The sequence below is a fragment of the Pseudomonas sp. MONT-RG-20F-20-E-7-02 genome, assembly GCF_022662395.1.
In the GTDB taxonomy this organism is placed as follows: Bacteria; Pseudomonadota; Gammaproteobacteria; order Pseudomonadales; family Pseudomonadaceae; genus Aquipseudomonas.
Window position 1 is genome coordinate 18,946 of sequence record NZ_JAKNQN010000017.1, and the last position, 26,870, is coordinate 45,815.

The 26,870-nt window shown below is 62.0% G+C and carries 24 protein-coding genes; 16 read left to right on the forward strand and 8 right to left on the reverse strand.

Going from position 1 to position 26,870, the window contains the following annotated elements:
* Positions 1-45: 45 nt before the first annotated feature.
* On the forward strand, positions 46-2,247 hold the full coding sequence (locus tag L8I05_RS28405) for a heavy metal translocating P-type ATPase (protein WP_242176380.1): 2,202 nt from the start codon (positions 46-48) through the stop codon (positions 2,245-2,247).
* A complete protein-coding gene (cueR, locus tag L8I05_RS28410; RefSeq protein WP_025857597.1) occupies positions 2,244-2,645 on the forward strand; it encodes a Cu(I)-responsive transcriptional regulator in 402 nt (133 codons plus the stop codon). The genes L8I05_RS28405 and cueR overlap by 4 nt, the downstream gene beginning before the upstream one ends.
* Positions 2,646-2,766: 121 nt before the next feature.
* Here the strand turns inward: cueR and L8I05_RS28415 are convergent, their stop codons facing one another.
* Together L8I05_RS28415 and L8I05_RS28420 are read right to left on the reverse strand one after the other, a co-directional pair.
* On the reverse strand, positions 2,767-3,663 hold the full coding sequence (locus tag L8I05_RS28415; protein WP_177017446.1) for a PA4780 family RIO1-like protein kinase: 897 nt from the start codon (positions 3,661-3,663) through the stop codon (positions 2,767-2,769).
* Positions 3,664-3,798: 135 nt separating this feature from the next.
* On the reverse strand, positions 3,799-5,076 hold the full coding sequence (locus L8I05_RS28420) for an acetyl-CoA C-acetyltransferase (protein WP_242176389.1): 1,278 nt from the start codon (positions 5,074-5,076) through the stop codon (positions 3,799-3,801).
* Positions 5,077-5,189: 113 nt separating this feature from the next.
* Here L8I05_RS28420 and L8I05_RS28425 point away from each other — a divergent pair, with 113 nt between their 5' ends.
* The 4 genes from L8I05_RS28425 (at position 5,190) to L8I05_RS28440 (ending at position 11,194) form a co-directional block, all read left to right on the forward strand.
* On the forward strand, positions 5,190-6,542 hold the full coding sequence (locus L8I05_RS28425) for a 3-oxoacyl-ACP reductase (RefSeq protein WP_242176398.1): 1,353 nt from the start codon (positions 5,190-5,192) through the stop codon (positions 6,540-6,542).
* A gap of 2 nt (positions 6,543-6,544) precedes the next feature.
* Complete coding sequence (locus tag L8I05_RS28430) at positions 6,545-7,393, forward strand: MaoC/PaaZ C-terminal domain-containing protein (RefSeq protein ID WP_242176401.1); 849 nt, start codon at positions 6,545-6,547, stop codon at positions 7,391-7,393.
* A 304-nt stretch (positions 7,394-7,697) separates the two neighbouring features.
* Positions 7,698-9,326, forward strand: a complete 1,629-nt coding sequence (locus L8I05_RS28435; protein WP_242176410.1) for a collagen-like triple helix repeat-containing protein — start codon at positions 7,698-7,700, stop codon at positions 9,324-9,326.
* A 185-nt stretch (positions 9,327-9,511) separates the two neighbouring features.
* On the forward strand, positions 9,512-11,194 hold the full coding sequence (locus tag L8I05_RS28440) for a POTRA domain-containing protein (RefSeq protein ID WP_242176424.1): 1,683 nt from the start codon (positions 9,512-9,514) through the stop codon (positions 11,192-11,194).
* Positions 11,195-11,393: 199 nt separating this feature from the next.
* Here L8I05_RS28440 and L8I05_RS28445 read toward each other — a convergent pair whose 3' ends face one another.
* From L8I05_RS28445 to L8I05_RS28455, 3 genes are read right to left on the reverse strand one after another with little or no spacing between them, the layout of a single operon-like run.
* Positions 11,394-11,801, reverse strand: a complete 408-nt coding sequence (locus L8I05_RS28445; protein ID WP_242176432.1) for a response regulator — start codon at positions 11,799-11,801, stop codon at positions 11,394-11,396.
* A gap of 60 nt (positions 11,802-11,861) precedes the next feature.
* Positions 11,862-12,056: a Flp family type IVb pilin gene (locus L8I05_RS28450; protein ID WP_197625595.1), complete on the reverse strand. Its 195-nt coding sequence runs from the start codon at positions 12,054-12,056 to the stop codon at positions 11,862-11,864.
* Positions 12,057-12,090: 34 nt separating this feature from the next.
* Positions 12,091-12,288 carry a Flp family type IVb pilin gene (locus L8I05_RS28455; RefSeq protein WP_242176435.1) on the reverse strand — a complete coding sequence of 66 codons (198 nt, stop codon included), beginning with the start codon at positions 12,286-12,288 and terminating at the stop codon, positions 12,091-12,093.
* A 331-nt stretch (positions 12,289-12,619) separates the two neighbouring features.
* Here L8I05_RS28455 and cpaB point away from each other — a divergent pair, with 331 nt between their 5' ends.
* Genes cpaB through L8I05_RS28495 form a run of 8 tightly spaced genes read left to right on the forward strand, consistent with a single transcriptional unit; the run spans position 12,620 to position 20,032 of the window.
* Positions 12,620-13,546: a Flp pilus assembly protein CpaB gene (gene cpaB / locus L8I05_RS28460; RefSeq protein WP_242176446.1), complete on the forward strand. Its 927-nt coding sequence runs from the start codon at positions 12,620-12,622 to the stop codon at positions 13,544-13,546.
* Positions 13,547-13,561: 15 nt separating this feature from the next.
* Positions 13,562-14,782 (forward strand): type II and III secretion system protein family protein, encoded by a 1,221-nt coding sequence (locus L8I05_RS28465; protein WP_242176455.1) that lies wholly within the window; start codon positions 13,562-13,564, stop codon positions 14,780-14,782.
* Positions 14,779-15,972, forward strand: a complete 1,194-nt coding sequence (locus tag L8I05_RS28470; protein WP_242176457.1) for a pilus assembly protein — start codon at positions 14,779-14,781, stop codon at positions 15,970-15,972. Before L8I05_RS28465 ends, L8I05_RS28470 begins: the two co-directional genes overlap by 4 nt.
* The gene (locus L8I05_RS28475; protein ID WP_197625605.1) at positions 15,969-17,237 is read left to right on the forward strand and encodes a CpaF family protein; all 1,269 of its coding nucleotides are present in this window, start codon (positions 15,969-15,971) and stop codon (positions 17,235-17,237) included. The genes L8I05_RS28470 and L8I05_RS28475 overlap by 4 nt, the downstream gene beginning before the upstream one ends.
* A gap of 13 nt (positions 17,238-17,250) precedes the next feature.
* A complete protein-coding gene (locus tag L8I05_RS28480; protein WP_242176473.1) occupies positions 17,251-18,132 on the forward strand; it encodes a type II secretion system F family protein in 882 nt (293 codons plus the stop codon).
* Position 18,133: 1 nt separating this feature from the next.
* Positions 18,134-19,027 (forward strand): type II secretion system F family protein, encoded by an 894-nt coding sequence (locus L8I05_RS28485; RefSeq protein ID WP_242176475.1) that lies wholly within the window; start codon positions 18,134-18,136, stop codon positions 19,025-19,027.
* Between the two features lie 10 nt (positions 19,028-19,037).
* The gene (locus tag L8I05_RS28490) at positions 19,038-19,760 is read left to right on the forward strand and encodes a tetratricopeptide repeat protein (RefSeq protein ID WP_242176486.1); all 723 of its coding nucleotides are present in this window, start codon (positions 19,038-19,040) and stop codon (positions 19,758-19,760) included.
* Positions 19,761-19,762: 2 nt separating this feature from the next.
* Positions 19,763-20,032 carry a DUF3613 domain-containing protein gene (locus L8I05_RS28495; RefSeq protein WP_242176488.1) on the forward strand — a complete coding sequence of 90 codons (270 nt, stop codon included), beginning with the start codon at positions 19,763-19,765 and terminating at the stop codon, positions 20,030-20,032.
* Positions 20,033-20,161: 129 nt separating this feature from the next.
* Here L8I05_RS28495 and L8I05_RS28500 read toward each other — a convergent pair whose 3' ends face one another.
* Together L8I05_RS28500 and L8I05_RS28505 are read right to left on the reverse strand one after the other, a co-directional pair.
* Positions 20,162-20,944, reverse strand: a complete 783-nt coding sequence (locus L8I05_RS28500) for a response regulator transcription factor (protein WP_242176512.1) — start codon at positions 20,942-20,944, stop codon at positions 20,162-20,164.
* A 126-nt stretch (positions 20,945-21,070) separates the two neighbouring features.
* On the reverse strand, positions 21,071-21,544 hold the full coding sequence (locus L8I05_RS28505; protein ID WP_242176515.1) for a prepilin peptidase: 474 nt from the start codon (positions 21,542-21,544) through the stop codon (positions 21,071-21,073).
* Between the two features lie 72 nt (positions 21,545-21,616).
* Between L8I05_RS28505 and L8I05_RS28510 the strand changes: the two genes are divergently transcribed.
* Positions 21,617-22,054, forward strand: coding sequence for a TadE/TadG family type IV pilus assembly protein (locus tag L8I05_RS28510; protein WP_242176516.1), 438 nt, complete (start codon positions 21,617-21,619; stop codon positions 22,052-22,054).
* On the forward strand, positions 22,051-24,783 hold the full coding sequence (locus L8I05_RS28515) for a PAS domain-containing sensor histidine kinase (RefSeq protein WP_242176517.1): 2,733 nt from the start codon (positions 22,051-22,053) through the stop codon (positions 24,781-24,783). Before L8I05_RS28510 ends, L8I05_RS28515 begins: the two co-directional genes overlap by 4 nt.
* Here the strand turns inward: L8I05_RS28515 and L8I05_RS28520 are convergent.
* Positions 24,780-26,762, reverse strand: coding sequence for a pilus assembly protein TadG-related protein (locus tag L8I05_RS28520; RefSeq protein ID WP_242176518.1), 1,983 nt, complete (start codon positions 26,760-26,762; stop codon positions 24,780-24,782). The genes L8I05_RS28515 and L8I05_RS28520 overlap by 4 nt on opposite strands.
* Positions 26,763-26,870: the final 108 nt, after the last annotated feature.

Consider the following 26,870-nt stretch of genomic DNA (forward strand, 5'->3'; position numbering starts at 1 on the left):
GGTCAAGGTTGATCCTAGGGGCAATGTCTCTTGGAGGGCTGCCCCATGAATGGATCTACCACGTTTGATCTGCCCATCAGCGGCATGACCTGTGCCAGCTGCGCCGGCCGTGTCGAGCGCGCACTGGGCAAAGTGCCGGGGGTGCAAAGTGTCAGCGTCAACCTGGCCAATGAACGCGCACATGTCCAAGTGCAGGGCCAGATGGACCCCGGCATCTTGATCGCCGCCGTCGACAAGGCCGGCTACACCGCCACCCTGCCGCAAAGTGAAACCGTCACCGACGCCAATCAAGCCCAGCGCCTGCACCGCGAGCGCTGGTCATTGCTGCTGGCAATTGCCCTGGCGCTGCCATTGGTGCTGCCGATGTTGGTGGAGCCCTTCGGCCTGCACTGGATGCTGCCGGCCTGGGTGCAGTTCGCCCTGGCCACACCGGTGCAGTTCATCTTTGGTGCGCGCTTCTATATCGCCGCGTGGAAAGCCGTGCGCGCCGGCGCCGGCAACATGGATCTGCTGGTGGCCATCGGCACCAGCGCCGGTTACGGCCTGAGTATTTATGAATGGCTCACTGCCCCTGCGGGCAGCATGCCGCACCTGTATTTCGAAGCCTCGGCCGTGGTGATCGCCCTCGTGCTGCTGGGTAAATACCTGGAAAGCCGCGCCAAACGCCAGACCGCCAGCGCCATCCGCGCCCTCGAAGCCTTGCGCCCGGAGCGGGCGATTCGCGTGCTGGATGGCCGCGAAGAAGACGTCGCCATCAGCGCGCTCAAGCTCGATGACCTGGTGCTGGTCAAACCCGGCGAGCGCTTCCCGGTGGACGGTGAAGTGGTCGACGGCCAAAGCCATGCCGACGAGGCACTTATCAGCGGCGAAAGCCTGCCCGTGCCGAAGCAACCGGGCGACAAGGTCACCGGCGGCGCCATCAACGGTGAAGGCCGCTTGCTGGTGCGCACCCAGGCGCTGGGCGCCGAGAGCGTGCTGGCGCGCATCATCCGCCTGGTCGAAGACGCCCAGGCCGCCAAAGCGCCGATTCAGAAATTGGTGGATAAAGTCAGCCAGGTGTTTGTGCCTGCTGTGTTGGTGATCGCGTTGATCACACTGGTGGGCTGGTGGCTGTACGGCGCGCCGCTGGAAACCGCGATCATCAATGCCGTCGCCGTGCTGGTGATTGCTTGCCCATGTGCCTTGGGCCTGGCCACACCGACCGCAATCATGGCCGGCACCGGCGTCGCCGCGCGCTATGGCATTCTGATCAAGGACGCCGAAGCCCTGGAGCGCGCCCATGAAGTCAGCGCCGTGGTCTTCGACAAGACCGGCACACTGACCTCCGGCGCGCCGAAAATTGCGCACTTGGCGGCGGTGGATGGCAATGAAGCGCAACTGCTGCAACAGGCCGGGGCACTGCAACGCGGCAGCGAACACCCGCTGGCCAAGGCTGTGTTGGACGCCTGCAGCGAACAAGGGCTGAACGTGGCCGATGTGACTGCCAGCCAGTCCCTGACCGGGCGCGGCATTGCCGGCACGCTCGACGGCCGGCCACTCGCCCTCGGCAACCGCCGCATGCTGGAAGAAAACGGCTTGAACGAGGGCGACCTCGCCACTGCCGCCAAGGCCTGGGAGGCCGAAGGCAGGACCTTGTCCTGGCTGATCGAACAAGGTGAACAACCGCGCGTGCTGGGGCTGTTCGCCTTCGGCGACACACTCAAGCCCGGCGCACTGCAAGCCGTGGAACAACTCAAGGCGCAGCACATCAGCAGCCACTTGCTCACCGGCGACAATCGCGGCAGCGCCCACGTGGTTGCTGAAGCGCTGGGCATCGACGATGTCCACGCCGAAGTCCTCCCGGCCGACAAAGCTGCCACCGTCGCCGAGCTGAAGAAAACCGGCGTAGTGGCGATGGTCGGCGACGGCATCAACGACGCCCCGGCCCTGGCGGCTGCCGATATCGGCATTGCCATGGGCGGCGGCACCGACGTGGCCATGCACGCGGCGGGCATCACGTTGATGCGTGGCGACCCGCGCCTGGTGCCGGCCGCGCTGGAGATCAGCCGCAAGACCTACGCCAAAATTCGCCAGAACCTGTTCTGGGCCTTTGTGTATAACTTGATCGGCATTCCACTGGCTGCGTTTGGCCTGCTCAACCCGGTATTGGCGGGCGCGGCGATGGCCTTGTCCAGCGTCAGTGTGGTGAGCAATGCGTTACTGTTGAAAACTTGGAAACCCAAGGATCTGGAGGATCAACGCCCATGAACATCGGCCAAGCCGCCCGCCAGAGCGGGCTGAGCGCAAAGATGATTCGCTACTACGAATCCATCGGCCTGCTCAAAGCCGCGCACCGCACCGACAGCGGCTACCGCGTGTACGGCAGCGACGACTTGCACACTCTGGCGTTTATCAAGCGTTCGCGGGATCTGGGGTTTTCGCTGGAGGAAGTCGGCAAGTTGCTGACGTTGTGGCAAGACCGACAACGGGCCAGCGCCGACGTAAAAGCCTTGGCACGCCAGCATATCGATGAGCTGAATCAGAAGATTCTGGAGCTTGGGCAACTGCGCGATACGTTGCAGGACCTGGTGGAGCACTGCCAGGGCGATCATCGGCCGGACTGTCCGATTCTCAAGGAGTTGGCGTCGGGCAGTTGCTGCGCCTGACGATCGTTCCCACACATTGCGTGGGAACGCAGCCAAGGACGCTCCGCGTCCCAAAGCGTGACGCGGAGCGTCACAAGAAGCATCCCCACGCGGAGCGTGGGAACGATCAGCTACCGCAAGATCACTGCATCCAAGGCGGCGGCGGTTCCTCTGCCGTCTTGGTCGGTGGCGCATCATCCGCCGCCCGAATCGCTTGCTTACGCTCTTCATCCAACCGCGCCGCTTCAATCTCGCGGATCACACCGCCAACATCCGCCAACTCTTCCGGCTCGTCGAACTCGCCGGTCAATACGCTGGCCGGGTGCAAGGTGCCGGCTTCATACAGCGCCCACATTTCCTTGGCGTACTTGGTCTTCTTCAACTCCGGGGCAAAGCGCCCGAAGTAGGAAGCCATGTTGCCCACATCCCGCTCCAGCATGTTGAACGCGTGGTTGTTGCCCGCCGCATCCACCGCCTGGGGCAGGTCGATGATCACCGGGCCCGTCGGCGTGAGCAGTACGTTGAACTCGGACAAGTCGCCGTGCACCAGGCCGGTACACAGCATCAGCACGATCTGGGAAATCAGGAAGGCGTGGTATTCGCGTGCCTGGTCCGGCTCCAGCGTGACGTCATTCAGACGTGGCGCGGCGTCGCCGTATTCGTCGGCCACCAGCTCCATCAACAGCACGCCTTCGAGGAAGTCGTACGGCTTGGGCACGCGAACGCCCGCACCGGCCAGACGGAACAACGCCGCTACTTCGGCGTTCTGCCAGGCATCTTCGGTTTCTTTCTTGCCGAATTTGGAACCCTTGGCCATGGCCCGGGCTTGCCGGCTGTTACGGACCTTACGGCCTTCCTGGTATTCGGACGCCTGACGAAAACTTCGTTTATTCGCCTCCTTGTAAACCTTGGCGCAACGCAATTCGTTGCCGCAGCGCACCACATAAACAGCTGCTTCTTTACCACTCATGAGTGGGCGCAGCACTTCGTCGACCAGACCGTCTTCGATCAGGGGTTCAATGCGTTTAGGAGTCTTCATCAGCTTTTATTGTGGGTCCTTTATTACCAAACACGCGTATGGCACTCGTTATACGGCAATCGGCCCGCCGCGGGGAGAGGCTACCGACCTTTGGCACTCAAGAATGCATCCAATATGCCAATTTAACTGCACAATTCAGCGTTCGATAATCGCCGTTACACCTTGGCCTCCCGCCGCACAGATTGAAATCAGCCCACGGCCCTTCCCGGCGGCGTCCAACAGCTTGGCCAGGTTGGCCACAATCCGCCCACCCGTCGCCGCAAACGGATGCCCGGCCGCCAGTGAACTGCCTTTGACGTTGAGTCGGCTACGGTCGATGGAGCCCAGCGGCGCGTCCAGCCCCAAACGGGTTTTGCAGTATTGCGGGTCTTCCCAAGCCTTCAGCGTGCACAAAACCTGGGCAGCGAAGGCTTCGTGAATCTCGTAGTAATCGAAGTCCTGCAGCGTCAGACCATTCCTGGCCAGTAAACGCGGCACCGCGTACACCGGCGCCATCAGCAGGCCTTCGGCGCCGTTGACGAAATCCACCGCCGCCGCTTCGCCATCGCGCAGGTAAGCGAGGATCGGCAAGCCGCGCTCCCTGGCCCAGGCCTCACTGCCCAGCAATACCAGGGAAGCACCGTCAGTCAGTGGGGTGGAGTTGCCGGCGGTAAGCGTGCCTTTTTCGCTGCGCTCGAACACCGGTTTTAGGCTGGCAAGTTTTTCCAGGGTCAGGTCCGGGCGCAGGTTGTTGTCTCGGGTCAGGCCGAGAAACGGCGTGAGCAAATCGTTGTGCCAGCCTTCGGCGTAGGACGCGGCCATTTTCTGGTGGCTTTCCAGGGCCAACTGGTCCTGTTCCGCGCGGGGAATCTGCCAGGTCTGCGCCATCAACTCACAGTGCTGGCCCATCGACAGGCCTGTGCGCGGCTCGCCGTTGCGCGGCAGCTCCGGCTTGAGGTGGTGGGGACGAAGTTGTAACAGGACTTTAAGTTTGTCCGCCATGGACTTGCTGCGGTTGGCTTGCAGCAGGATCTTGCGCAGGCCTTCATTCACGCCGATGGGCGCGTCGGAGGTGGTGTCGACGCCCCCGGCAATCCCGCTCTCTATCTGGCCCAGGGCGATTTTATTGGCCACCAGCAACGCCGCTTCCAACCCCGTGCCGCAGGCCTGCTGAATATCGTAGGCCGGGGTTTGCGGCGACAGGCGCGAACCCAGCACGCATTCGCGGGTGAGGTTGAAGTCACGGGAATGCTTGAGCACCGCACCGGCGGCTACCTCGCCGATGCGCAGGCCGTGCAGGTTGTAGCGTTCGATCAGGCCTTCCAGGGCCGCAGTCAACATCGCCTGGTTACTCGCCGTGGCATACGGGCCGTTGGATCGGGCGAAGGGGATGCGATTACCGCCAATGATCGCTACACGGCGCAATTGAGTCATGGAAAGCTCCCTGATAGTTGTGGGTGGAATCATCCAGCCTAGCCTAGGCTGATCGAACGACTACCGCACCGGGGTGGTCAACCCTTTGAACCCCAGCCTTCGGAGAGCGTTCCATGTCTGACCGTTATATCGACTTCGCCAACTCAAGCCTCGGCCATCGCTTGGTCGCCGCCATTGGCCTGCCGTCACCGGTACGCCTGGAACGCTGGCAGGCCGGGCGCCTGCGCCCGGTAGAAGGCGCGTTGCTGCTGGGCGGCGGTGCGCTGGCGGCCAAGGTGCTGCCCTTTGCCAACAAGCTCACCGACGCGATTTACAGCTATGGCGCCGAGCCGTTGGGCGCGCCCGCATGGATTCCCGGACATGGCCCCAAACTCAAGGCCGTGGTGTTCGATGCCAGCGACTTGCAGCACACCGACCAACTCAAGCAACTGCGCGAATTCTTTCAACCGCTGCTGAAAAATCTCGATCACAGCGCGCACCTGGTGATTCTGGGGCGCGCGCCGGAAAGCCTCAGCGACCCGTTCGCCGCCAGTGCCCAGCGCGCCCTGGAAGGGTTCAGTCGCTCCCTGGCCAAGGAGCTGCGCAGCGGTGGCGTCCTGCAACTGCTGTATGTCGGTGCAGGCGCCGAAGACCAGTTGGAAGGCGCCTTGCGGTTTTTCCTCTCGCCGAAAAGCGCCTACATCTCCGGCCAGGTGATTCGCCTGCAAGCCTGCGCAACGCCGGTCGAGGATTGGACTCGCCCGCTGGCCGGGCGCAAGGCGCTGGTCACCGGTGCCGCCCGAGGTATTGGCGCCTCCATCGCCGAAACCCTGGCGCGCGATGGCGCCGAGGTCATCGTGCTGGATGTGCCCCAGGCCAAGGCGGATCTCGAAGCCCTGGCTGCACGCCTGGGCGCACGCAGTGTGTTGCTGGATATTTGCGCCGAAGACGCGGCCACGCAGTTGATCGAACACCTGCCGGACGGCATCGATATCGTGGTGCACAACGCTGGCATCACGCGCGACAAGACCCTGGCCAATATGACCCCGGAATACTGGGACGCGGTGCTGGCCGTCAACCTCAATGCCCCACAAGTGCTGACCAAGGCGCTGCTCGACAGCGGCACCTTGCACGACAACGGCCGCGTGGTCTTGCTGGCCTCCATCAGTGGCATCGCCGGTAACCGCGGGCAAACCAACTATGCCGCGAGCAAGGCCGGGCTGATCGGCCTGGCCCAGGCCTGGGCGCCGTTGCTGGGCGAGCGCGGGATCAGCATTAATGCCGTGGCGCCTGGCTTTATTGAAACCCAGATGACCGCGCACATTCCGTTCGCCCTGCGCGAAGCCGGGCGACGCATGAGCTCGCTGGGCCAGGGCGGTTTGCCACAGGACGTCGCCGAAGCGGTGGCCTGGCTCGGCCAGCCGGGTTCCGGCGCAGTCACCGGCCAGGCATTGCGGGTGTGTGGGCAGAGCCTGCTGGGAGCATAAGCATGGAATGGCAGACCTTAGGCAGTACCCCGTTTCTGCCGCCGCTGTATTGGCGCGCGGCCCTCAAGCGCAAGATCACCGGCAGCACGTTGCCCGAGCGAGGATTGCGTTGCCGGGTGAGTGTCAACGCCAAGGCGGTGGCGGCCTATCGCAACGTCTGCGGCTTTGCCGACAGCCCCATCCTGCCGGCTACTTACCCGCATATCCTGGCGTTCGGCCTGCAGATGCAATTGCTCACCGCAAAAGATTTTCCGTTCCCGTTGCTGGGGTTGATTCACCTGAGTAACCGTATCCGCATTCACCGGCCGCTGGGCGCGCTGAACGAGTTGACGGTGGCGGTGCACGCGCAAAACCTTAAGCCGCACGCCAAGGGTGCAACCTTTGAGGTGATCACAACGGTCGAGGATTCCCTCGGCCTGCTGTGGGAAGCCGAAAGCCAGATGCTCTGCCGGGGCGTGAAGCTCGAGGGCGAGCCGACGGATAACGCGTTGCCCAGCCCCACGCAGGTCACTGAACTGACCCGCTGGAAAGCCCCTGCCGATATCGGCCGCCGCTATGCCCGGGTGTCCGGCGATTACAACCCGATCCATTTGAGCGCCCTGACCGCCAAACTATTCGGCTTCCCCCAAGCCATTGCTCATGGGTTGTGGAACAAGGCGCACACCCTCGCCGCACTGGGCGAACACTTGCCCGCCGCCAATATTGAAATCGTGGTCGAGTTTAAAAAACCGGTGCGCCTGCCCAGTGAAGTTATTTTGCTGGCGAGTGCACCCGGCTCCAGCGGCGAGTTGCTGTTAAAGGGCGCCGGCGATATTGAACATATGCGCGGTAAATGGCAGCCCATTGCCTGAAAAGCACTGATTAATTGTATATATACACCCAAAGTTATAGCGGACCTTATCAGGTCCGCTTTTTTTATTTAAACCCTTGATATAAAACATATATATATATCTTGATACATCCTCCCTTTACACCCTTGGTATTAGTCGCTAAGCGCTGCCAGCCCCCCCGTATATAAATCGTTAATACCAAGTTGAGCGTTGCGAGAAAGAGTACCTGGGTCTGTGATAGCCACACGGACAAACGCATCGCTATCCCTAGAAGTAACGAGCGTTTGAAACAACCAAGGTTGTACAGGTGCAAGGGAACTCAATCATGAAAACTCAAACTCAAGTAGTGCTATGGAAAGCAAGTACCGCGCTGGCCCTGATCATGGCGATGAGCCTCGGTGGCTGCAGCAGCGGTGGTGGCGGACATCACAGCAGTGTGGCGGCCTCTTCCCCTGACGCAGGAGCCGGAACCGGTGGTGGTACTGGCGGCGGCACAGGCGGTGGCACCGGTGGCGGTACTGACGGCGGCACGGGCGGTGGCACTGGTGGCGGTACTGACGGCGGCACGGGTGGTGGCACTGGCGGCGGCACGGGTGGTGGAACCGGTGGCGGAACCGGTGGTGGCACTGGCGGCGGCACAGGTGGCGGAACCGGTTCGACCACTACCCCGCTGGTCACCGGCCAAATTGCCGGCACCCTGGGCACAACCGTGGGTAACGTCGGCGCAGCGGTGGGTGATCTTGGCTCGACCTTGACCGGCGTACCTATCGTCGGTGTAACCGCGGGCGGCCTGGTCACTGCGACTGGCAATGCCGTGACCAGCATCGGTACCGGCGTGACTGCGGGCCTGGGCTCGCTGGGCACCAACAGCAATTCACTGGGCATCACCGTCGCAGGTGTAGGTGACGGCGTTGCCGACTTGGGCACCGGCGTATCGAACACCGGCAAATCCCTGGGCACCACCCTCGGCGGTATTCCTGTCGTCGGCGGGCTGACCGGTGGCGTGGGTAATGCAGCAGGCGGCGTCGTCGATAAAGTCGGCCAGGCTGTGACCATGCTCGGCGACACCCTCAGCACCGCGAGCACTACCGGCCCACTGGGTTCCCTGACGAACACCGTGGGCAGCAAAATCTTGGTCCCCGTCGTGTCGCTGGTGGAAAACACTACCGGCAACCTCGGCGACAAGACTGGCCTGGCCAACCCGGTCGGCGGCCTGCTGGATAAAGTCGGCTCCACCCTCAATGGTGCGGGCATCCAAGTCGCCGGCGCCGGCGGTGCGGGCAACCCTCTGGGCACAATCGTGGGCGGCGTGTTGACCGGTGCCGGCTCGGCACTCGATAAGTCGAGCGGCTATATCAATCCGGCTTCGACTGGCCCCACTTCCGGTTTGCCTGAATTGGTCGGCGGCCTGGTCGCCAACGTGGGCAACGGCCTGAATGTCGGCAACACCAACGGCACCATCAGCGCAGCGGGTGTCACCGGTGGGGCACTGGGCAATACGGTTGCCTCCCTCGGCACCCTCATCGGCGGCAACGGCGTGGCCAACACCGCCGCCACTGCACCGGTAGCGGGCCTGGCCACCAACGTCGGCGCAGCACTCAACCCTGTGACCTCCGGTGTCGCCAACCTGACGCAAAACATCGGCACCACCACCGGCATCGGCGCACCGGTCAACGGTTTGGTGACTCAAGTCGGCGGCGCAGTCAGCGGTATCGGCGCCAACCTGACCGCAGCCAACGCCAACCCGATCACTAACGCTGTAGGCACCACCGTCACCGCCGTTGGCAACACCGTGGGCTCGGTGGGTGGTTTGGTCACCGGTGGCACCAGCAGCGGTGGCGGTTTGCTCGGTGGCCTGAGCGTCGGTGCCAACGCGTCGGCCAGTGGCAGTGCAAGCACCGGTACAAGCGGCGGCCTGGGCGGTTTGTTAAACGGCCTGACCGGTAAAAAATAGAATTGCACCTGGCCGATTAGACGGCCTCCCCTACAGCGCCTACGCTTGGTTGAGACGAGAGACCCTATAAGTCTCTCGTCTTTTTTATGGGGCTTGTTTCAAAACCTAATGCTTGGCTCTCCCGAACCGCGTCCCAGAACCCGGCGGGCCAGAAACGCTGCTGCAGTTTGACCATGGAGTGTCCTATGCGCGTGTTGACGCCGTTGTTACTGCTCACCCTCAGTGCCTACGTCCAGGCCGAGACCCTTCCCAGCTTCCTCAACAGCAACGACACCATCCGCAACCTGCCGGTGCCCAACCTGCCCGCCGATGCCTATCGACCGGTCACACCCCAGACCCAGGTCCCCGAGGCGCCGGCCACCCAAGGCCAGCCGTTACTGATGGACACCAAAGTCACCATCCGCAAGCTGCAGATCGATGGCGGCACCATCTACCCGCTGGACGAGACCGCCAAGGCCTACGCGCCGTTGATTGGCCATGAGACCAACCTTGCGCAACTGATCGAAGCCACCCGCAGCATCACGCGCCGCTACCAGGATGACGGCTACCTGTTGTCCTACGCATTCCTGCCGCAACAGACCTTCGAAAACGGCCTGGTGCGTGTGGTACTGGTGGAGGGTTACATCAAGGATTACCAGCAAAGCGGCGACATCGGTTCGGTGTCGGCCTACGTCGACAAACTGGCAAATAAACTGCTCGCCGAACGCCCGCTGACCCGCAAGACCTTCGAGCGCTACACCACGCTGATGGGCCGTATTCCTGGCGTAACCTTGCAGGCCCAAGTGCCACCGCCCGGCACCACCGATGGCGGCACGCACATGACGATCCAGGCCAGCCGCAAGCCCTTCACCACCAGCATGAGCCTGGTCGACGAAAACCGTGGCGGCACGCAGGCGTTGCTCACCGCCACCAGCAATTCGCAGACGTCCATGGGCGAGCAGTTGAATGTCAGCGGCCTGTTCCCACCGGGCGACGACAAAGAACACTATTACCGTTTGGGCTACAGCCAGTTCATCAATGCCGAGGGCACCCAACTGGCGCTGGGCGCCGAGCGTTATCGTGCCGACCCCAGAAGCAACATCCAGCTCGACGGCGGCTTCGAACTCAAGCCGCACCAGTCGATCGACCGCTACACCATCGGCCTCAGCCACCCGCTGATCGCCTCGCCCAACGAATCCTTGACCCTGGGCACGCGCCTGTACGCGGTGGACCAAACCACCCGCTATCAACTGGTCGGCTACCCCAACCGTTTCGACATCGAAACCAACTTGCGCGCGCTGGCGTTCGAGGGCGACTGGCGCAAGTCCGACACGCGCCAATTGCGTATTCTCAGCGCCGGTTTGTATCAAGGCATCAATGGTTTGGGCGCCACGACGCGCAGTGATCTGGAGGGTACAAAACCTGACCTGGACTTCTTCCGCCTGCGCCTGTCCGGCGTGCAGAGCGACAAGTTCTTCGATAACTGGCAGGGCGTGCTCTCGGGTGCGTTCTACTGGAGCGACAACACCTTGCCCGACAGTGAACGCGCGACCTTCGGCGGGCAGAATTTCGGCCGTGGCTACCCGGATGACCAGGGCTCGGGCGACAAGGGTTGGGGCGTGGCGTATGAGGTCAACTACAGCTTCAACCGCGCCGGCGATTGGGTGCGGGTGCTGCAACCCTATGTGGTACTCGACCGCGCCAAGACCTGGTTCAACGAGCTGCCGGTCAAAGGCAATGACATGTCATCGGCGGCGGTAGGCCTGCGCTTTGGCGACAACAAGTACTACAACATTGCCTTGGAAGCCGCCAAGCCGATGTCGGACATAGCGCTGGATAGCTTCAACCGGCGGCCGCGGTATACGCTGAGCTTCAGCTATCAGCTGTGAATGGAGGGAATACCTTTTGTGGCGAGCGGGCTTGCCCCGCGTTGCGCTGCGAAGCAGCGCCAAAACCTGCCGATGAGTTCTAACTGGAGAAATGCGGTGCCTGGGTCAGGGCCGCTTCGCGCCCCAACGCGGGGCAAGCCCGCTCGCCACAACAAGCCCGCTGGCCAGTACAAGCCCGCTTACTACAACAAGCTCGCACCTACAGGTGAGTCTTTCTCAGTGGAAACAGGCTGTTGAGCGTATCAATCAACCGCAACAGATAGATGGGCTTGCGAAACAGGTCCAGCACCTGCAGGCGCAGCATGTCGCTCACATCATCCATCTCGGCATGACCCGACATCACGATCACCGGCAAGTGTTGGCGGTCGGTGTGTTCACGCAGGCGTTTGATCAGGGAGATGCCGCTTTCCTCGGGCATACGCAGGTCGGTGATGACCAGCGCGATGTCGGGGTTCAGGGTCAGCTCCTGCAGCGCGTAGGTGACGGAGGTGGCGGTAAAACAAACGAAGCCCTCGTTCTCCAGCGACTCCGCCAGTTCTACGAGGGCATCTTCTTCGTCGTCCACCAACAGGATTTGTTGGCGAAAAGGTGCGGATGCAGCATTCATGGGTACTACCTGGCCTTGCTAATCAATCATAAAAGTACTCACAGAATGCCGTCTGCACGATCACGTTGGCGTAATAGCCGTGGTGATTTTGGTAAACAACGCACTGATCTGTGGCGACAGCGTAGTCCCTGCAGCCAGTATCACCAGCGCTACAATTGCCACGAGAATAAGGTATTCAATGGCGGTTGCACCGTCTTCGCGACGAAACAGCAACTGCAGTTGAACATGAAGTTTCATCAGTAGATCAAGGATCATGACACTGCTCCTCTGGCGACTGCGCGCCCGATCATCAATTTGTCGGTGTAATGGCGGTGGTGATCTTGGTAAAGAAGGCGGTGATCTGTGGTTTCAGCGTAGTACCAGCTGCCAGTATCACCAACGCTACAATCGCCACGAGAATGAGATATTCAATTGCCGTCGCGCCGTCTTTGCGCTGAAAAAACAACTGAAGTTGGACGTGAAGTCTAATCAGGAAATCAAGAATCATCGTACTGCTCCCTGGGCGGCCAGGCGCCCTAGCTCGGTGCTGCACAGTAATTGCGATGTGCCATCTGAGCATTGTCAACAAACCCCGCACTCACAACTGTAAGAACGGATTAATCACAAAGTAGTGGGTGCTTTGCTGACGCCTTAAAACCGTGATTTCAAAGGCTGAGTCTTGCCCGTCAAAGAAATCTTTCTGTCAGTAATGGCATTTCGTCCTAGCTGAACTACCTTCAAATAGCGAAATAGTTAGTCCACTGTTCATAGCAGCCGGGTTGCGGATTTGACCTGTTCGGATAGACGGGTTGTGGTGCAACAGGAAAAGGAGAGCCGTCATGAACACGCGTCTGAGCATGATACTGGCCGGTGTGCTTTTGGTCGGCGCGCTGTTTGCCGGTTATTGGGGCTTGGTACTCAGCCGTGAGCCCGCTCCGGCACCACCGCCACCGCCACAAACCGCTCCTGCCGAAAAAGCCGTCGCCGTGGTTGAAGACCAGACCCGCCAACCGGTGGTGGTGCTGGCCCATGATGTGCCGCCCTTTGTTGCCCTGAATGCCGCTGACCTTATCGTAGAAAAACTGCGCACCGTGCCCGCCGGCAGCATGACCAGTGTTGACCAGGCCATCGGCCGCACCCCGTGGCGTGCACTGCAGGCCGGCACCTGGCTCAACGAGGAAAGTTTCACCCCCGGCGGCCCGCTGGCACGCATGATTCGCCCGGATGAACGCGCCCTGGCCGTTGCCGTTGATGAAGTGATCGGCGCTGCCGGCCAGTTGAGCCCCGGCGACTATGTGGACGTGCTGCTGTACCTGCGCCAAGACACCGCCAACCTCGAACAATCGGCGCAAGTGGTCGTCCCCGCCATGCGCCTGCTCAGCGTCGGCGACCAACTGGGCCTGACCAACGACGGCACCCCTGCTTCCCCGCCCGCGATGACCGCCGAAGAAAAAGCCCAACGCCGCGCGCCCTCCCGCACCGTGGTGCTGGCGGTGCCCGAGCAACTGCTGAGCCGGTTGATGCTCGCCTCCCAGGCCGGCACCTTGCGCCTGGCCGTGCGCAGCAGCGACGAACGCCTGTTGAGCCACTACTGGGCCGGCGAAAGCGATACGCCGGCCAAGCTGCAAAGCGCCAACCGCGACCTCTACCAATTCACCCAGCTGGCCTTCGCCCAAGCCCCGAAAAAAGTCGCCCAGAGCGCACCGCGCCGCACCGGTGTCGAGGTGATACGCGGCAACCAAGCAACCCAAACAACGCCCGACTGAACAAGGATGCTGTGCATGACCCGACGTTTCGCACCGGTGTTCACGCTGAAAATCGCCTGTGTCCTGCTGCTGTCGAACCTGGCCGTGGGCCTGGCTGTGGCCGCCACGGGCAACTGCGCCAGCCTCGGCCAATTGCCCGCCGCGCTGTCGGTCGGCGAGGGTTTGCAACAAGAACTGCGGTTGCCGGTGGCGATCACGCGCCTGGCGATTGGCGACCCGAAAATCGCCGACGTCCACCTCAATGGCGATCGCGGTTTCCTGCTCACCGGCATCGCTTCCGGCACTACCAGCGTGCTTGTCTGGACCGCCTGCTCGACTACACCGCGCCAGAGTATGGTGTTCGTCAAGGGCAAGGCCACCGCCGCCTTGACCAGCTTGTCACTGGCGCCAGCGGATGACCCTTCTCTACCCAGCCAGGTGCAGACCGATATCCGTTTTGTCGAGGTCAGCCGCACCAAGCTCAAGGAAGCCAGCACCAAGATCCTGGGCATGGGCAAGAACTTTTTCCTCGGCAGCCCCAACCTGTTATTTCCCACTCCCAGCACCTTCAAGCTGCCGGTGAGCGCTGACCAATTCAATATCGGCTTCGGCGGCGGGCGCGTCTCGGCGATGATCAACGCCCTGGAAAGCAGCGGCTTTGCCTACACCCTGGCGCGCCCAAGCCTGGTGGCCATGAGTGGGCAAAGCGCGACCTTTTTGGCCGGTGGCGAGATACCGATCCCGGTGCCCAGCAGTGGCAGCGATACCATTTCCATCGAGTACAAAGAGTTCGGCATTCGCCTGACCCTGACCCCCACCGTGATCGACCGCAACCGGATTTCCCTCAAGGTGGCACCGGAAGTCAGCGAGCTGGATTACACCAACGCCTTGGTGATTCAGAGCATCAAGGTGCCGGCCCTGACCATCCGCCGGACTGACACCACCGTGTCGCTGGCCGATGGCGAAAGTTTCGTGATCAGTGGCCTGATCAGCAGCAATAACACCACCAATATCAGCAAGTTTCCTGGCCTGGGTGACATCCCGATCCTGGGCGCGTTCTTTCGCGATTCCTCCGTCAACCGCCAGGACAAAGAACTGCTGATGATCGTCACTCCGCACCTGGTGCAGCCATTGGCTGCCAACGCGCAGCTACCGTCCTTGCCCGGCGAGAACCTGCGCAACTACGACCCGAATTGGTACCGCCTGTACTTCCTCGAAAACGGCAATTTCGACCGTAACAATGGGTTGTCTCAATGAGCGATAGCCTGAGCCAGACCTTCCTGGCAATCACCCGTAATACCACCGACCTGGAATGGCTGCAGGGCGCGCTGGCGCCGCTTGGCCAAGTGGTCAGCGCCGGCAGTGGCACCCTCGACGAACTGCTGGCCCTGGTCGACGTGACCTTCGCCAATCTGGTGTTTGTCGGCCTCGATCGCGAGCACGTGGTAGCCCAGAGCGCGCTGATCGAAGGCGCGCTGGAAGCCAAGCCGATGCTGGCCATCGTCGCCCTCGGCGACGGCATGGACAACCAGTTGGTGCTCAATGCAATGCGTGCCGGCGCACGGGATTTTGTCGCCTACGGTTCACGCTCCAGCGAAGTCGCCGGGCTGGTGCGCCGCCTGAGTAAACGCCTGCCGCCGGTGACCACCAACACGCAACTGGGCGGCCTCACCGTGCTGTACGGCACCCAAAGCAATGCCGACGGCGCGCTGCTCGCCAGCCACTTGGCGCTGGTCGTCCAAAAGAGCGGCCAGCAAACCCTGCTGCTCGACCTGGGCCTGCCCCGCGGTGACAGCCTGGCGCTGCTGGGCCTGGAAAGCTCGTTCAATTTCGGCGATGCCCTGCGCCACCTGCGGCGGCTGGACGCGACGTTGATCAACAGCGCGTTTACCTCCGCTGAAGACGGCCTGCGCATCCTCGCCTACGCCTCCAACGACGAGCCGCTGGAGCAGACCAGCGCCGCCGAGCTGTACATGTTGCTCAGCGCCTTGCGCCAACACTTCCAGCACATTGTGGTGAACCTTGCCGGCCAGCCGGACAGCGAAGCGCTGCGCACCTTTGTCAGCCACTGCGACAAGCTGCTCTGGTGCACCGACCAAAGCGTGCTGGACTGCCGTCGCAACCTCGCGGTGCTGAACCAGTGGCGCGAAAAAGGCATGAAACTGGAGCACGCCAAGCTGTTGGTGGATCGTTATATCAAAAACTGCGCGCCCGACGCCGAGGCCCTGAGCAAGAGCTATGGGTTGGAGGTGATCGCCGTGTTGCCGCTGAGCCCGGAAGTGCGCCTGAACGCGAAAAACCAGGGGCAAACCTTGTTCGCCCTGGCCCCGCGAGAACCCCTGACCCACGGCCTGAAAACCCTGGGCGACCGCCTGGCAAAACGTTCGGAAGGCATGAAAAAGCCGTCACACAATTGGTTTGAACGCCTGATCGGATCCGGCAAATGAACGGCGAAAAACTCTTCGGCGCACCCGCTCGCGGCGTCGGTGGCAACACCGACCACGACGGGCTGAAACTGGTGCTGCATCGCTACATCATCGACGCCATCGAAGAGTCGGGGAAAAATTTGCTCGAGGGTTCGCGCCCGCTGCTGGCGCAATTTGTCATCGACAAAGTCGCCGAATACATCAACCGCATGCACCTGGCAATCTCCCGCTACGAGATGGAGCGCCTGGCCGAAGAAATCGTTGATGAGCTGACCGGTTTCGGCCCGCTGGAAGTGCTGCTGCGCGACCCGTCGGTGACCGAGATTCTGGTCAACGGCCCGCACCGGGTGTTTATCGAACGTGACGGTTTGCTGCACCAGAGTGACCTGCGATTTATCGACGCCCACCACGTGGAGCGCGTGATGCAACGCATTCTGGCGCCCCTGGGCCGGCGCCTGGATGAGTCGTCGCCGATGGTCGATGCGCGCCTGCCCGATGGCAGCCGGGTCAACGCGATCATCCCGCCGATTGCCCTGGACGGGCCATGCCTGTCGATTCGTAAATTTCGCAAGGACATGCTCAAAAGCAGCGACCTGGTCGCGATGCAGACCATCGACCAGAACATCTTCGATTTCTTCCAGGAAGCGGTGGGCAAGCGCTGCAACATCCTCATCAGCGGCGGCACCGGCACGGGTAAAACCACGCTGCTGAATATCCTCAGTCAGTTGATCAACCCGCATGAACGTCTGGTGACCATCGAAGACGTTGCCGAGCTGCAATTGGGCCACCCACACGTGGTGCGCCTGGAAACCCGCCCGCCGAATGCCGAGGGCCACGGCGAGGTCAAGGCCAGCGACCTGATCCGCAACGCCCTGCGGATGCGCCCCGACCGCATCATCCTCGGTGAGATTCGCGGCGTGGAAGTACTCGACGTACTCACCGCGATGAACACCGGCCACGACGGTTCCATGAGTACCGTGCACGCCAACAACGCCGCCGATGCGCTGCTGCGCCTGGAAACGCTGGTGGGTTTGACCGGCCGCGTGGTGGCGGAGAAAACCCTGCGGCAGATGATCTGCGCGGCGCTGGATGTGGTGATCCAACTGACCCGCCTGCCGGATGGCCGACGTTGCGTCAGCGAAGTGGTCGAGGTGGTGGGCATCCGTGAAGACGTGTACGTGACCAACACCCTGTTCCGCCATGACCGGCGCACCGGCTTCGGCTTCCTGCGCGAGGCGGTCAACCCGGCCGGCGAAAAATTGCGCCGCGAACCGATACTGCCTTGAAGGGGACGCAACCATGACCGGGGCTATCCTGCTGCTCATCTGCCTGATCCTGATCGGCCTGTCGATTCGCTCCTTCCAGAACGGTTTGCGCCGCGCCCAGACCGAACGCGTGCTCGGCCGCCTTGCCGAAGGCCAGCCGCAGCTGGTCGAAGAGAACAGACAGTGGAGCGGCGTAGAACGCATGTTCCTGCGCGCCGGCCTGGGCAAGCCCAGTGACAACCTCGGCCTGTGGCTGGCCGTGTGGCGCCTGGGCGTGGTGTTGGGGTTGCTGGTGGCCGGTTGGCTCGGCCTGCTGGTGATGCTGGTGCTGCCGCCCCTGCTGCTGCGCGTGTACATCGCCTGGCGCTATCAACGGCGCATCAAGCGCATGATCGAACAGCTGCCGCAATTGCTCGACCACACCGTGCGCAGCCTCAAGGCCGGGCGCACCCTGGCCGACGCGGTGCTGGGCGGTATCGAGATCACTGAAGACCCGCTGCAACAAGCCATGGGCCGCATCCGCCGCAATGTGCAGCTGGGCGTGAGCCTGCCGGAATCGGCCCACGACTTTGCCGAATTTTACGAGCGCGATGAGTTTCGCCTGTTCGCGCTGGGTTTGAAGGTCAACCATCGCTACGGGGGCAATGCCAGCGAGCTGTTGGAAAACCTGATCAAGATGATCCGCGAGCGCGAGCAAGCCGCCCGCCAGCTGCGCGCCCTGACCGGCGAAACGCGGGTGACCGCGTATGTGCTCACCGCCCTGCCAATCTCAATGATTGGCTACTTCCTGGCGGTGAACCCCGCGTACCTGATGACCATGTGGGACGACGGCACCGGGCGCATCCTGTTGTTCGTGGCCTTAATCATGCAGCTGCTGGGGTGCTTCACCTTGTGGCGCATGTTGCGGAGCGTATGAGATGGCGATTGCACTGCTGATCAGCGCTGTACTGTTTACCGCCGCCCTGCTGCTGGTGCTGGCCAACCTGCTCAAACACCGGCGCGGCCAGCGTCTGGTCACCCAACGCTTGCAGGGCCAGATGGCGCGTGAACACCGGTTCGGCACGCTGATGCGGCAACTGGGCAGCAGCCCGCTCGCGCAACGCTCGGTGAGCCTGGACAACGAAACCCAGGTGCTGCTCAACCGCGTCGGCTGGCGCAAAGCCAACCAGCGCTCGATGTTCGCTGCCTTCCAGGTCGGCACGCCGTTGCTGCTGTTGGTGATTACCTTGGTGGGCCAGCAATTACTTTTTCCTCACCTCGCCTCGCCATGGCTGGCGCCGCTGTTGGCCCTGGGCATCGGCTACCTGTTGCCCAAACGCATCCTGGCCAGGGCGGCCAAGGCGCGGCAGCTGCGGATCTCCCGCGAGGTGTCGACCTTCATTCCGCTGCTGCGCATCCTGTTCGAATCCGGCATGGCGGTTGAACAAGCGCTGCGCGTATTGAGTACCGAAGCGCAACGCCTGTTGCCCGCGCTGACCTTTGAACTGCGCCTGATCCTCACACGGGTCGACTCCGGCCTGGAGCTGAGCGAGGAGCTGGGCAAAACCGCCCGCCTGCTGGCCGTGGATGAATTCACCGACACCTGCACCATCCTCCAGCAACTGGTTCAGCAAGGCGGTGGCGCGATGAAATCGTTGCTGTCGCTCAAGCAATTGCTCGATGACCGACGCCTTACACGCATCCAGGAATTCGTCTCGAAGATGTCGGCAAAAATGTCGGTGGTGATGATGGTGTTTTTGTTTCCCGCCTTGCTGATCGTGCTCGGGGGGCCGGCCTTTATCGGCATCACCCGAGCCTTGAGTAACTTATGAGGAGCGCCCGATGAAAGCCTTGATAGCCGGTTGTAGCCTGTTGCTGCTGGGCGGTTGTGCCAGCAACGGCCAAGCCCCGTGGGACGCGTTGTTGGCCACCGGCAGTTGCCCCAAGCCCAGCTCCGAGCAGGAACTGTCGTTGAACCTGGCCGATGAAATGGCCGGCGACGGCAAGCTGCACGCCAGCCTCGCCAACTTGCAAAGCCTGCCGGCGAATCTGCCCCAGGTACGCCTGCGCCAGGCCAAGGCTTATCGCCTGCTCGGGCGCAGCGAAGCCGAGCCGTTGTACCGCAGCCTGGTCGGCACCTGCATGGCCGCCGAAGGCGAACACGGCCTGGGGCAAATCGCCTCGGCCAAGGGCGATAACGTGCAAGCCATGGCCCACTTGCAACGCGCGGCCCGGCTGGCGCCCACCGACGAGAAAATCCGCAATGACCTGGGCGTGGTCTACCTCAACCAACTGCGCCTGGAAGACGCGCGCTTTGAATTCATGACCGCCATGGAACTCAAGCAAAGCGACCCATTGGCCGCGGTCAACCTGGTGACCCTGCTGATCTATCAGGACAAGTGGAAACAGGCGGCGCAACTGGTCAGCCAGATGAGCTTGAGCCCCGAACAAGTCACTGAAGCCCAGGCCCGCGCCGAGAAACTCAAGGGCTCAAGCGCATCTGTCGCCAAGGCCAAGGATCAAGTCGCCACCGTCAGTGACGCTGCAAGCAACCCGAGGAATTGATGATGAACCTGCCTTATCTCGCCAGCCTGGCCGTGCTCGCGTTGCCCATGAGCGTCATGGCCATAGAACCCGGCCCGTCGTCACCGCAGCAGGCGCTCACCGAGCAATGGTTGACGTTGCAGTCTACGGGCAGCGCCGCGTCGCAGAAGCCGCAGAAAGCCTCGGCGGCCGAACGCGACAAAGCCAACCAGCGGTTTCTGGACAGCTACAAGTATCCAATTCCGGAGTATTTCGAGCAGAAGGTGGGCGGGAAAACCGAAGGGAGTAATTGAGTAAATTTCTGCCAGGCCACTCTCTAAATGTGGGAGCGGGCTTGCCCGCGATGAGGGAGTGTCAGCCACCCTATCTGTGACTGATCTACCGCTATCGCGGGCAAGCCCGCTCCCACGTTTGTTGCAAAATCAGTGTGCCGTTACCCGCTGACGCAGCGCCGAATTATTCGGCGACAACGCCAACGCCAATTGCGTGCGGTTATGCATGTGCGTCAAGCGCAGCACCTGGGACACATACAACTTCACGGTGTTTTCAGTAATGCCCAATTCACAGGCAATCTGATAGTTGGTCTGCCCTTTCCCCACCAGCCGCGCGACGTCTAATTGGCGCGGCGACAACTGGTTGAAGATTGCCGGAATTTCCACCGCCCCCACGTCCTCGGCCGACAGTTCTTCACTGTCCAGCCCAGGCCGGCTGCTGCGCACTTTGTCGAGGTCCTGGTACAGGTCGTTGATCGACTCGGAAAGGAACTGCAGCTTCTGGTTCAAGTTGCCCAGTTGCAGGTCCTTCTTGCGCTCTTGCAACGCCGCTTCCTGGCGCTGCAAGCCTTCGAGCAATTCATCGAGGTTGATGGGTTTCTGGTAATAGTCCGCGATCCCCGCACGCAGGGCTTTGATCACATCCTGCTTGTCGGCGCGACCGGTCAGCATGATCGCCTCGAAGGCACGCTGCTTACCGGCGACCTTTTGCAGGGCCTGGACCAGCTCGATGCCGTCCATCTCCGGCATGTGCAGGTCGCAGAGCACCAGGCCGATCTCGGCGTCTTCGCTGAAGCGCTTCAAGGCCTGTTGGCTGGATTCACACGGAACACAGCGGAAACCGCGGCTTTCAAGAAATTCACAGAGCTCTTCCACGATCAGCGGTTGATCATCGACAACGAGCACTTTTACCGCAGAGGTAAGCTTGTTCACGCGCTACTCCATGCCTAGCGAGCCAAATGTTTGACTGATCCTTGACGACACATATTCCCGTACATCTATGTATTAAACGTAGACGTACTTTCCGACTATGTACATAGCGTTAATACCCGCTGGCGACTAATGGATCCAAAACCAGGCGGAGGCAAAACCCACCAATAGAAACGGCGCAAAGGGCAGTTTTTTTGACGGCTCCGGCACCAGATAACCCATGCTCTCCTTAAGCCCATGACTCATAAGCGGGATTAGTGTTGGCGCGCTTAAAATCCACAGCCCATTGGCCACCGTAGCCCCTACAAACGACCACAGCAGGTACTCGGCATCCGACACCAGCGCCAATGCCGCGAGCAGCTTCACATCCCCCGCGCCCAGGCGGCCAAGGGCGTAACCCGGCAAGGTCAGCAGCAGCGCCAGAAAAAATGCCAGAAAACCCTGCCCGGCTGGCGCGCCCAGCCAAGTGCTGCCCGTCCACAGCGCATAGATCAACGCCAACAGCGCTGCGCCCAGCGTCAGGCGATTGGCGAGCAATCGCTGCCGAATATCCTGCACCGCACACAGCACCAACCACACCACCACCACTGCGCCGTTGATCACGTAAAAAACATCCCTTTTTGCCGATTGATTCTATGCTGATATCAAGTAGTAGCCGTCAGGGTAGACGCGGTGATGAGAACAAGCCTCCCGAAGAAGCAAAAAGGCGCGGCAGCAATCGAGTTCATTGCTGTGTTCGTGATTTTTTTCGCCGTGTTCTACGGCATGGTCAGCTATAGCCTGCCGCTGCTGCTGTTGCAGTCGTTCAACCAGGCCACCGCCGAAGCCGTGCGCCTGAGCGTGGCGCTGGACCCCACCATGACCGGCTATCAGGCCGCCGTGCAAAGCACCGCCAAAACCGCCGTCATCAATCGCTTGGTGTGGATTCCCTCCACGTACAAATTTAACGCCAACCAAGTCACCACCACCTTCGTCGGCGGCTTGCTGTCTGTGCAAATCAACTACCCCACGGCCAACCTGCAGGCGGTGATGCCCTTTATTGTCCTGCCCGGCATCGGCACCGTGCCGCAGTTGCCGGCGACGCTGCAGGCCACCTCGAGCCTGCAGTTTTGACCTCGGGGGACAAACTTTTCGGGCGCCTGCTCGGCCGCAGCAGCGCGCTGGCCGTCGACACACCGGCACCGGCGTCTGCCGGGTTGCAGGTGCATTTGGACGCGCAAGGCCGTGTGCTCGATATCAGCGGCACGCTGCGCCAGCAGCTGGCGCCGTACGCCGACTCGCCGTACCTGCAAGACCTGCTGTGCCCCCATAGCGCGCTGACGGTTGAAGGCGTGCCCGCCGATTGGCAGCGCCATAGCCTCGACCTGGATTTCCAGGGCGTCGCGGGGCAAATCCTGCAGACCCGCGGCACGATTGAAGCCCACGACAGCGGCTGGTTGCTGCATGCCATGGATATCGGCGACTTGCTCAATGGCCACCACCTGGCCGAGCAGCGTGAACAGAATCAGCAACTGGCCAGCCTGGTCAGTGAGCACCTGCGCGTGTGCAGCCTCAGCCGATTGCCCGAGGTGTTCAACGAACAATTGGCCAGCGTGGCACAGCGCTGGCGCATCCCGTGTGCGGCCCTCGCACTGCTCGATCAGGAAGACCAGGGCTGGATCATCTACAGCCAGTACGCCAACCATGACGCGCCGATGTTCTGGCACAACGGGCAGCGCCTCGGTACGTGCCTGGACAGCCTCAACGGCACCACGCCGCTGAGCTTGCAGGCGCCTTATGGTCGCGGCGAGTACCCGCGCTTGCACAGCGTGTTCGGCAATGCCGATGGCTTTCTGGTGCCGTATCGCGATGGCCAAGGCGTCGCCGCGTGGTTGCTATGCGGGGCCTACAGCGGCCAGCCGCAGATGCGCGACCGCGACTGGCTGAACCTCGCCGCCGCCCTCGCTGCGCCACTGCTCAGCCGCCTGCGCGAACAACGCCATCATCAACAACTGGAGCGCCTGGAAGCCCTGCAAGGTTTGCTGGGCACTGGCTGGTTCGAATTGTTGCCGGCCAGCGGCGAGATCCAACTCGCGCCCCAATTGATGCGCAACCTCGGCCCGGAACAAGCCCCGACCCGCCAGCCCCTGGACGCCTGGCTGGAACTCATCCACCCCGCCGACCGCCAGGAACTGCACAGCCGCCTGCGTGACCTGCAAACCCTTGGCAAGCCCTTGCTCGCCAGCGTGCGCCTCCACCGTGGCAACAGCGCCCAGCCGCCGACCTGGTATCGCGTGCAGGGCCAAGTGCTGGGCCAGGGTGATCAGCGACGCTGGGTCGGGTTCATGCTCGACATCAGCGACATCAAGAACCAGCAGGTGCAAGCCGACGCCGCCCACGCGCGCCTGGACAACCTGATTGCCAGCTCGCCGGCGGTGATCTACGTGCAACGCTACGTAAACGGTGCGCTGCTGCCGGTGTTTTTCAGTGACAGCCTGCTGCCGTTGTTGGGCCGCACCCTCGCCGAGTGCAGCCTAGACAACCTGGTGCAATGGGTGCACCCCGACGACCGCGACCTGTACTTCCAGCGCACCCGCCAACTGCTGCGCGAAGGCAGTGTGCGCAGTCGTTATCGGGTGCAGGATAAACACGGCGATTACCACTGGCTGCTCGACGAAGCCAAGCTGCTGCGCGATGACTTGGGTGTGCCAGTGGAAGCGATTGGCCTGTGGCTGGACGTCACTGACGCGACCTTGGCCGCGCAACAGGTCAAGGACAGCGAAGAGCGTTACCGCATCCTGGTGGAAGATTCCCCGGCGATGATCTGCCGCTATCGCCCGGACCTGACCCTGACCTTCGGCAACACACCGCTGGCCAACTACCTGGAATGCCGACCCGCTCAGTTGCGCGGGCTGAACCTGGGCGACTGGCTGTCGGCCGAACAGCGCGAAGCATTTGTGCAGCGCATTCAGCAACTGACGCCGGAGTTTCCGGTGAGCACCGCCGAAATCAGCCTGCAACTGCCCGGGCGCGAACATGCCTGGTGGGTGTGGTCTGACCGTGGCGTGTTTGACGAGCACGGCGCCTTGGTCGAGGTGCAGGCGGTGGGCCGCGACAACACCGAAGTGCGCCGCTCCCAACAGCAACTCACGCAAAGCGCGAAAATGGCCACCCTTGGCGAAATGGCCACAGGCCTGGCCCACGAGATCAACCAGCCGCTGAACGTGATGCGCATGGCCATCGTCAATGTGCTCAAGCGCCTGAGCAATGGCGATGCGCAGATCGATTACCTGACCGAAAAACTCCAGCGCATCGATGCCCAGGTGCAGCGGGCGGCGCGGGTGGTCGACCATATGCGTGTGTTTGGGCGCCGCTCGGAAGTCGAACAGCAACCCTTCGACCCGGCGCAGGCGGTCGAGGGCACCTTGTCGCTGCTCAGCGAAGGCCTGCGCGGCAAAGGCGTGGACGTGCGCCTGACCCAGGCGGACATTCCCGTGCAGGTCAAAGGCTACGTCGACCAGCTTGAACAGGTGCTGATCAACCTGATGGTCAACGCCCGCGACGCCCTGCTGGGCCAACGCGAGAAAAACCCGGCGTTGCGCCCGTGGATCGCCGTGCACACCGAACACGACAGCCGCCATGTGCGCATCTGGGTCGAGGACAACGGCGGCGGCATCGACCCGCGCTTGCTCGAGCGGATTTTCGAACCGTTCTTCACCACCAAGCCGATTGGCGTGGGCACCGGGCTGGGCCTGTCGGTGAGCTACGGCATTGTGGAAAACATGGGCGGGCGCTTGAGCGTCAGCAACGGCGAATACGGCGCGCGCTTTTGTGTGGAACTGCCCAGGGCCACCGAGGCTTAAATCACCAGGTAGGCTTCGCCGGTCTGGCCACAGGTCAGGTTGGCGCCGACGTTTACGTTCGCCAGGCTGATGCCCAGCATATTCAGCAGGTTGTTGAGGATCGGGTTGAGCAGCGGGCCGAGCAGGTTATCCACCACCGGCGTGACAATGGCGCTGACGCCGCCGATAAGCGAGGCGACGGTCGGCGCCAATATACCCAATGGGTTCCCCCCTGATGGCTGGAAAGCCGTAATGCTCACGCCGTTAAGTGCAGTGGAAACCCCGCTTACCAGATTGGTTGCCGACGCAGCTGCCTGATAGGTCGGCGGGAGCCCCACATTCGGTGGCGTGGCGAACGGCGTGGTGCTGGAATACGTCAAGTCCTGGATGCTGTTGCTCCCAGCGATTTTGCTTTGTACCTGGATCGCAAGACCACCTGCGCCAAACGGTACGCGGGGGTCACAAGAGCCAATACCCAGAATCTTATGGCAGGTCTTGGTGCCAATATCGACCAGTGCCATAGGCGCCACTGACATCGGCTGCGTGGACGAAAAGGTATTGGTAATGTTGCCCACATTCAGCGAAGCGAGCGAGGTGAAGGTGTGGGCTGTCACACTTTTAGTGCCCGCGTTGCCGGTCGGGCAGCTGTAGGCGGTGACATAACTGCTGGCGCCCCCGGCATCCAGCACAATACTGAGCGGCAAGTTGCCTGGTAACACCAGCAGATCCAACTGCTGGCAGCCGGCGCCCAGCAAACACAAGGTCGAGTTGATCGTGGTCACCAGGTTCAAGCTCAACAGGCCGCTGAGTACCGGAGTCAGCGGGCCTACCAAGTCATTCACGGCCGTGGTCAGCCCCGACAAACTGCTCAGCACCGGCAAGCTGACCGTCACCTGGGTGCGCACCTGGGCGGTACGCACGTAAATCGCATTCGGGCCTGTGGGGTTGGCGACGGCAAGCGCCGGATCGCCGATGGCCGACAACTGCGGCGGTTGAATCACTTTCACTTGGGTGGTGATATTCGCCAGCCCCAGCAAGCTGACCGGCAAGGTTGCGGCGGCCGCGCTCTGGCTGTTGGACAGCTGCACCACACCCTGAATCAGTTGGAACACCTGCAAGTTGGCATTCAGCGCCGCAGACGTGGTGCCCGTCTGCAGCTGCAGAATCTTCCCGAGGGTCAGTGGCGCCTGGTTGATCGCGGCGATTTTCAGGCTGCCCAGGGCGGTCAAGACATCTGCAGTCGCACCGTTGGCGGTCAGCACCGTGATCGCCGCCTGGATCAACTGCGAGGCAGTGACATTGGTGTTGAGCAGTTGGGTGTAGTTGCCGGCGGACACGCCCAGGTTGATCGCCAACTGGTCGAGGTAACTGAGCAGGCTGATATTGGTGTTGAGCAGGCCATTCCAGCCGGCGAGTGTCAGGTTGACGTTGCCGCCGAGCAAGCCGCTGAACAGCGGGTTCAGCAGGTTGGAGCTGGTGGTGTCGACACTGGCCAACATGCTGTTGATGGTCAACTGGGCCAAGGTTGGCGTGGGCTTGGCGGCCACCGCCGTAGCGCTCAATACCGTATTGAGGCTGACCGAGTTGCCGGAGAATAGCGACCAGATTCCGCCGGCCACACTGGTCGTTACGGTTTTGCTGGCAACCACCTGGATAGCCGACGACAGCGCCGGGTTGGCGCTGAACGTGCGCTGGCCCGAGGCGCCGGTGGTGACGGAGCCACATTGGGTGACAAGCGTGTTGCCGTTACCCACCACGAAATGATTGCGCGCCACACTTTGCCCGGCATAAGACGCCGCACTGAGGCCCGCCACGCAGGTGCCATTGCGGCTGACGGCTTCCAGCGCCGCGGTGTCTGCCACGCCCTGCAACTTGCGTTTCTCCAGGTACAGGCGGCCGCTGTCGACCACCAGCAAGGTAAAGGCCAATACCACCGCCAATACGCCGACGGCCATTAAGCCGATGGCGCCGCGCTGCTTGCACTGAAATCGGGGAGACATCGAGCACTCCTGTGCCGGCGAGTCGCCGAGCGCTTACTCTCCTGGGGTGTAGTTGAGTGTAGACAAGGCCTGAGGAGTGCGCTGATTCAAGGCTGCTGGAGACCAAAT

What these genes read in the sequence shown, in the direction of transcription:
- L8I05_RS28405 (WP_242176380.1), top strand. Translation starts at nt 46, where the DNA reads ATGAATGGATCTACCACGTTTGATCTGCCCATCAGCGGCATGACCTGT.
- L8I05_RS28475 (WP_197625605.1), top strand. Translation starts at nt 15,969, where the DNA reads ATGAACGGCGAAAAACTCTTCGGCGCACCCGCTCGCGGCGTCGGTGGC.
- L8I05_RS28455 (WP_242176435.1), bottom strand. Translation starts at nt 12,288, where the DNA reads ATGATTCTTGATTTCCTGATTAGACTTCACGTCCAACTTCAGTTGTTT.
- L8I05_RS28490 (WP_242176486.1), top strand. Translation starts at nt 19,038, where the DNA reads ATGAAAGCCTTGATAGCCGGTTGTAGCCTGTTGCTGCTGGGCGGTTGT.
- L8I05_RS28440 (WP_242176424.1), top strand. Translation starts at nt 9,512, where the DNA reads ATGCGCGTGTTGACGCCGTTGTTACTGCTCACCCTCAGTGCCTACGTC.
- L8I05_RS28480 (WP_242176473.1), top strand. Translation starts at nt 17,251, where the DNA reads ATGACCGGGGCTATCCTGCTGCTCATCTGCCTGATCCTGATCGGCCTG.
- cpaB (WP_242176446.1), top strand. Translation starts at nt 12,620, where the DNA reads ATGAACACGCGTCTGAGCATGATACTGGCCGGTGTGCTTTTGGTCGGC.
- L8I05_RS28485 (WP_242176475.1), top strand. Translation starts at nt 18,134, where the DNA reads ATGGCGATTGCACTGCTGATCAGCGCTGTACTGTTTACCGCCGCCCTG.
- L8I05_RS28450 (WP_197625595.1), bottom strand. Translation starts at nt 12,056, where the DNA reads ATGATCCTTGATCTACTGATGAAACTTCATGTTCAACTGCAGTTGCTG.
- L8I05_RS28430 (WP_242176401.1), top strand. Translation starts at nt 6,545, where the DNA reads ATGGAATGGCAGACCTTAGGCAGTACCCCGTTTCTGCCGCCGCTGTAT.
- L8I05_RS28425 (WP_242176398.1), top strand. Translation starts at nt 5,190, where the DNA reads ATGTCTGACCGTTATATCGACTTCGCCAACTCAAGCCTCGGCCATCGC.
- L8I05_RS28415 (WP_177017446.1), bottom strand. Translation starts at nt 3,663, where the DNA reads ATGAAGACTCCTAAACGCATTGAACCCCTGATCGAAGACGGTCTGGTC.
- L8I05_RS28445 (WP_242176432.1), bottom strand. Translation starts at nt 11,801, where the DNA reads ATGAATGCTGCATCCGCACCTTTTCGCCAACAAATCCTGTTGGTGGAC.
- L8I05_RS28465 (WP_242176455.1), top strand. Translation starts at nt 13,562, where the DNA reads ATGACCCGACGTTTCGCACCGGTGTTCACGCTGAAAATCGCCTGTGTC.
- L8I05_RS28470 (WP_242176457.1), top strand. Translation starts at nt 14,779, where the DNA reads ATGAGCGATAGCCTGAGCCAGACCTTCCTGGCAATCACCCGTAATACC.
- L8I05_RS28495 (WP_242176488.1), top strand. Translation starts at nt 19,763, where the DNA reads ATGAACCTGCCTTATCTCGCCAGCCTGGCCGTGCTCGCGTTGCCCATG.
- cueR (WP_025857597.1), top strand. Translation starts at nt 2,244, where the DNA reads ATGAACATCGGCCAAGCCGCCCGCCAGAGCGGGCTGAGCGCAAAGATG.
- L8I05_RS28435 (WP_242176410.1), top strand. Translation starts at nt 7,698, where the DNA reads ATGAAAACTCAAACTCAAGTAGTGCTATGGAAAGCAAGTACCGCGCTG.
- L8I05_RS28510 (WP_242176516.1), top strand. Translation starts at nt 21,617, where the DNA reads ATGAGAACAAGCCTCCCGAAGAAGCAAAAAGGCGCGGCAGCAATCGAG.
- L8I05_RS28420 (WP_242176389.1), bottom strand. Translation starts at nt 5,076, where the DNA reads ATGACTCAATTGCGCCGTGTAGCGATCATTGGCGGTAATCGCATCCCC.
- L8I05_RS28520 (WP_242176518.1), bottom strand. Translation starts at nt 26,762, where the DNA reads ATGTCTCCCCGATTTCAGTGCAAGCAGCGCGGCGCCATCGGCTTAATG.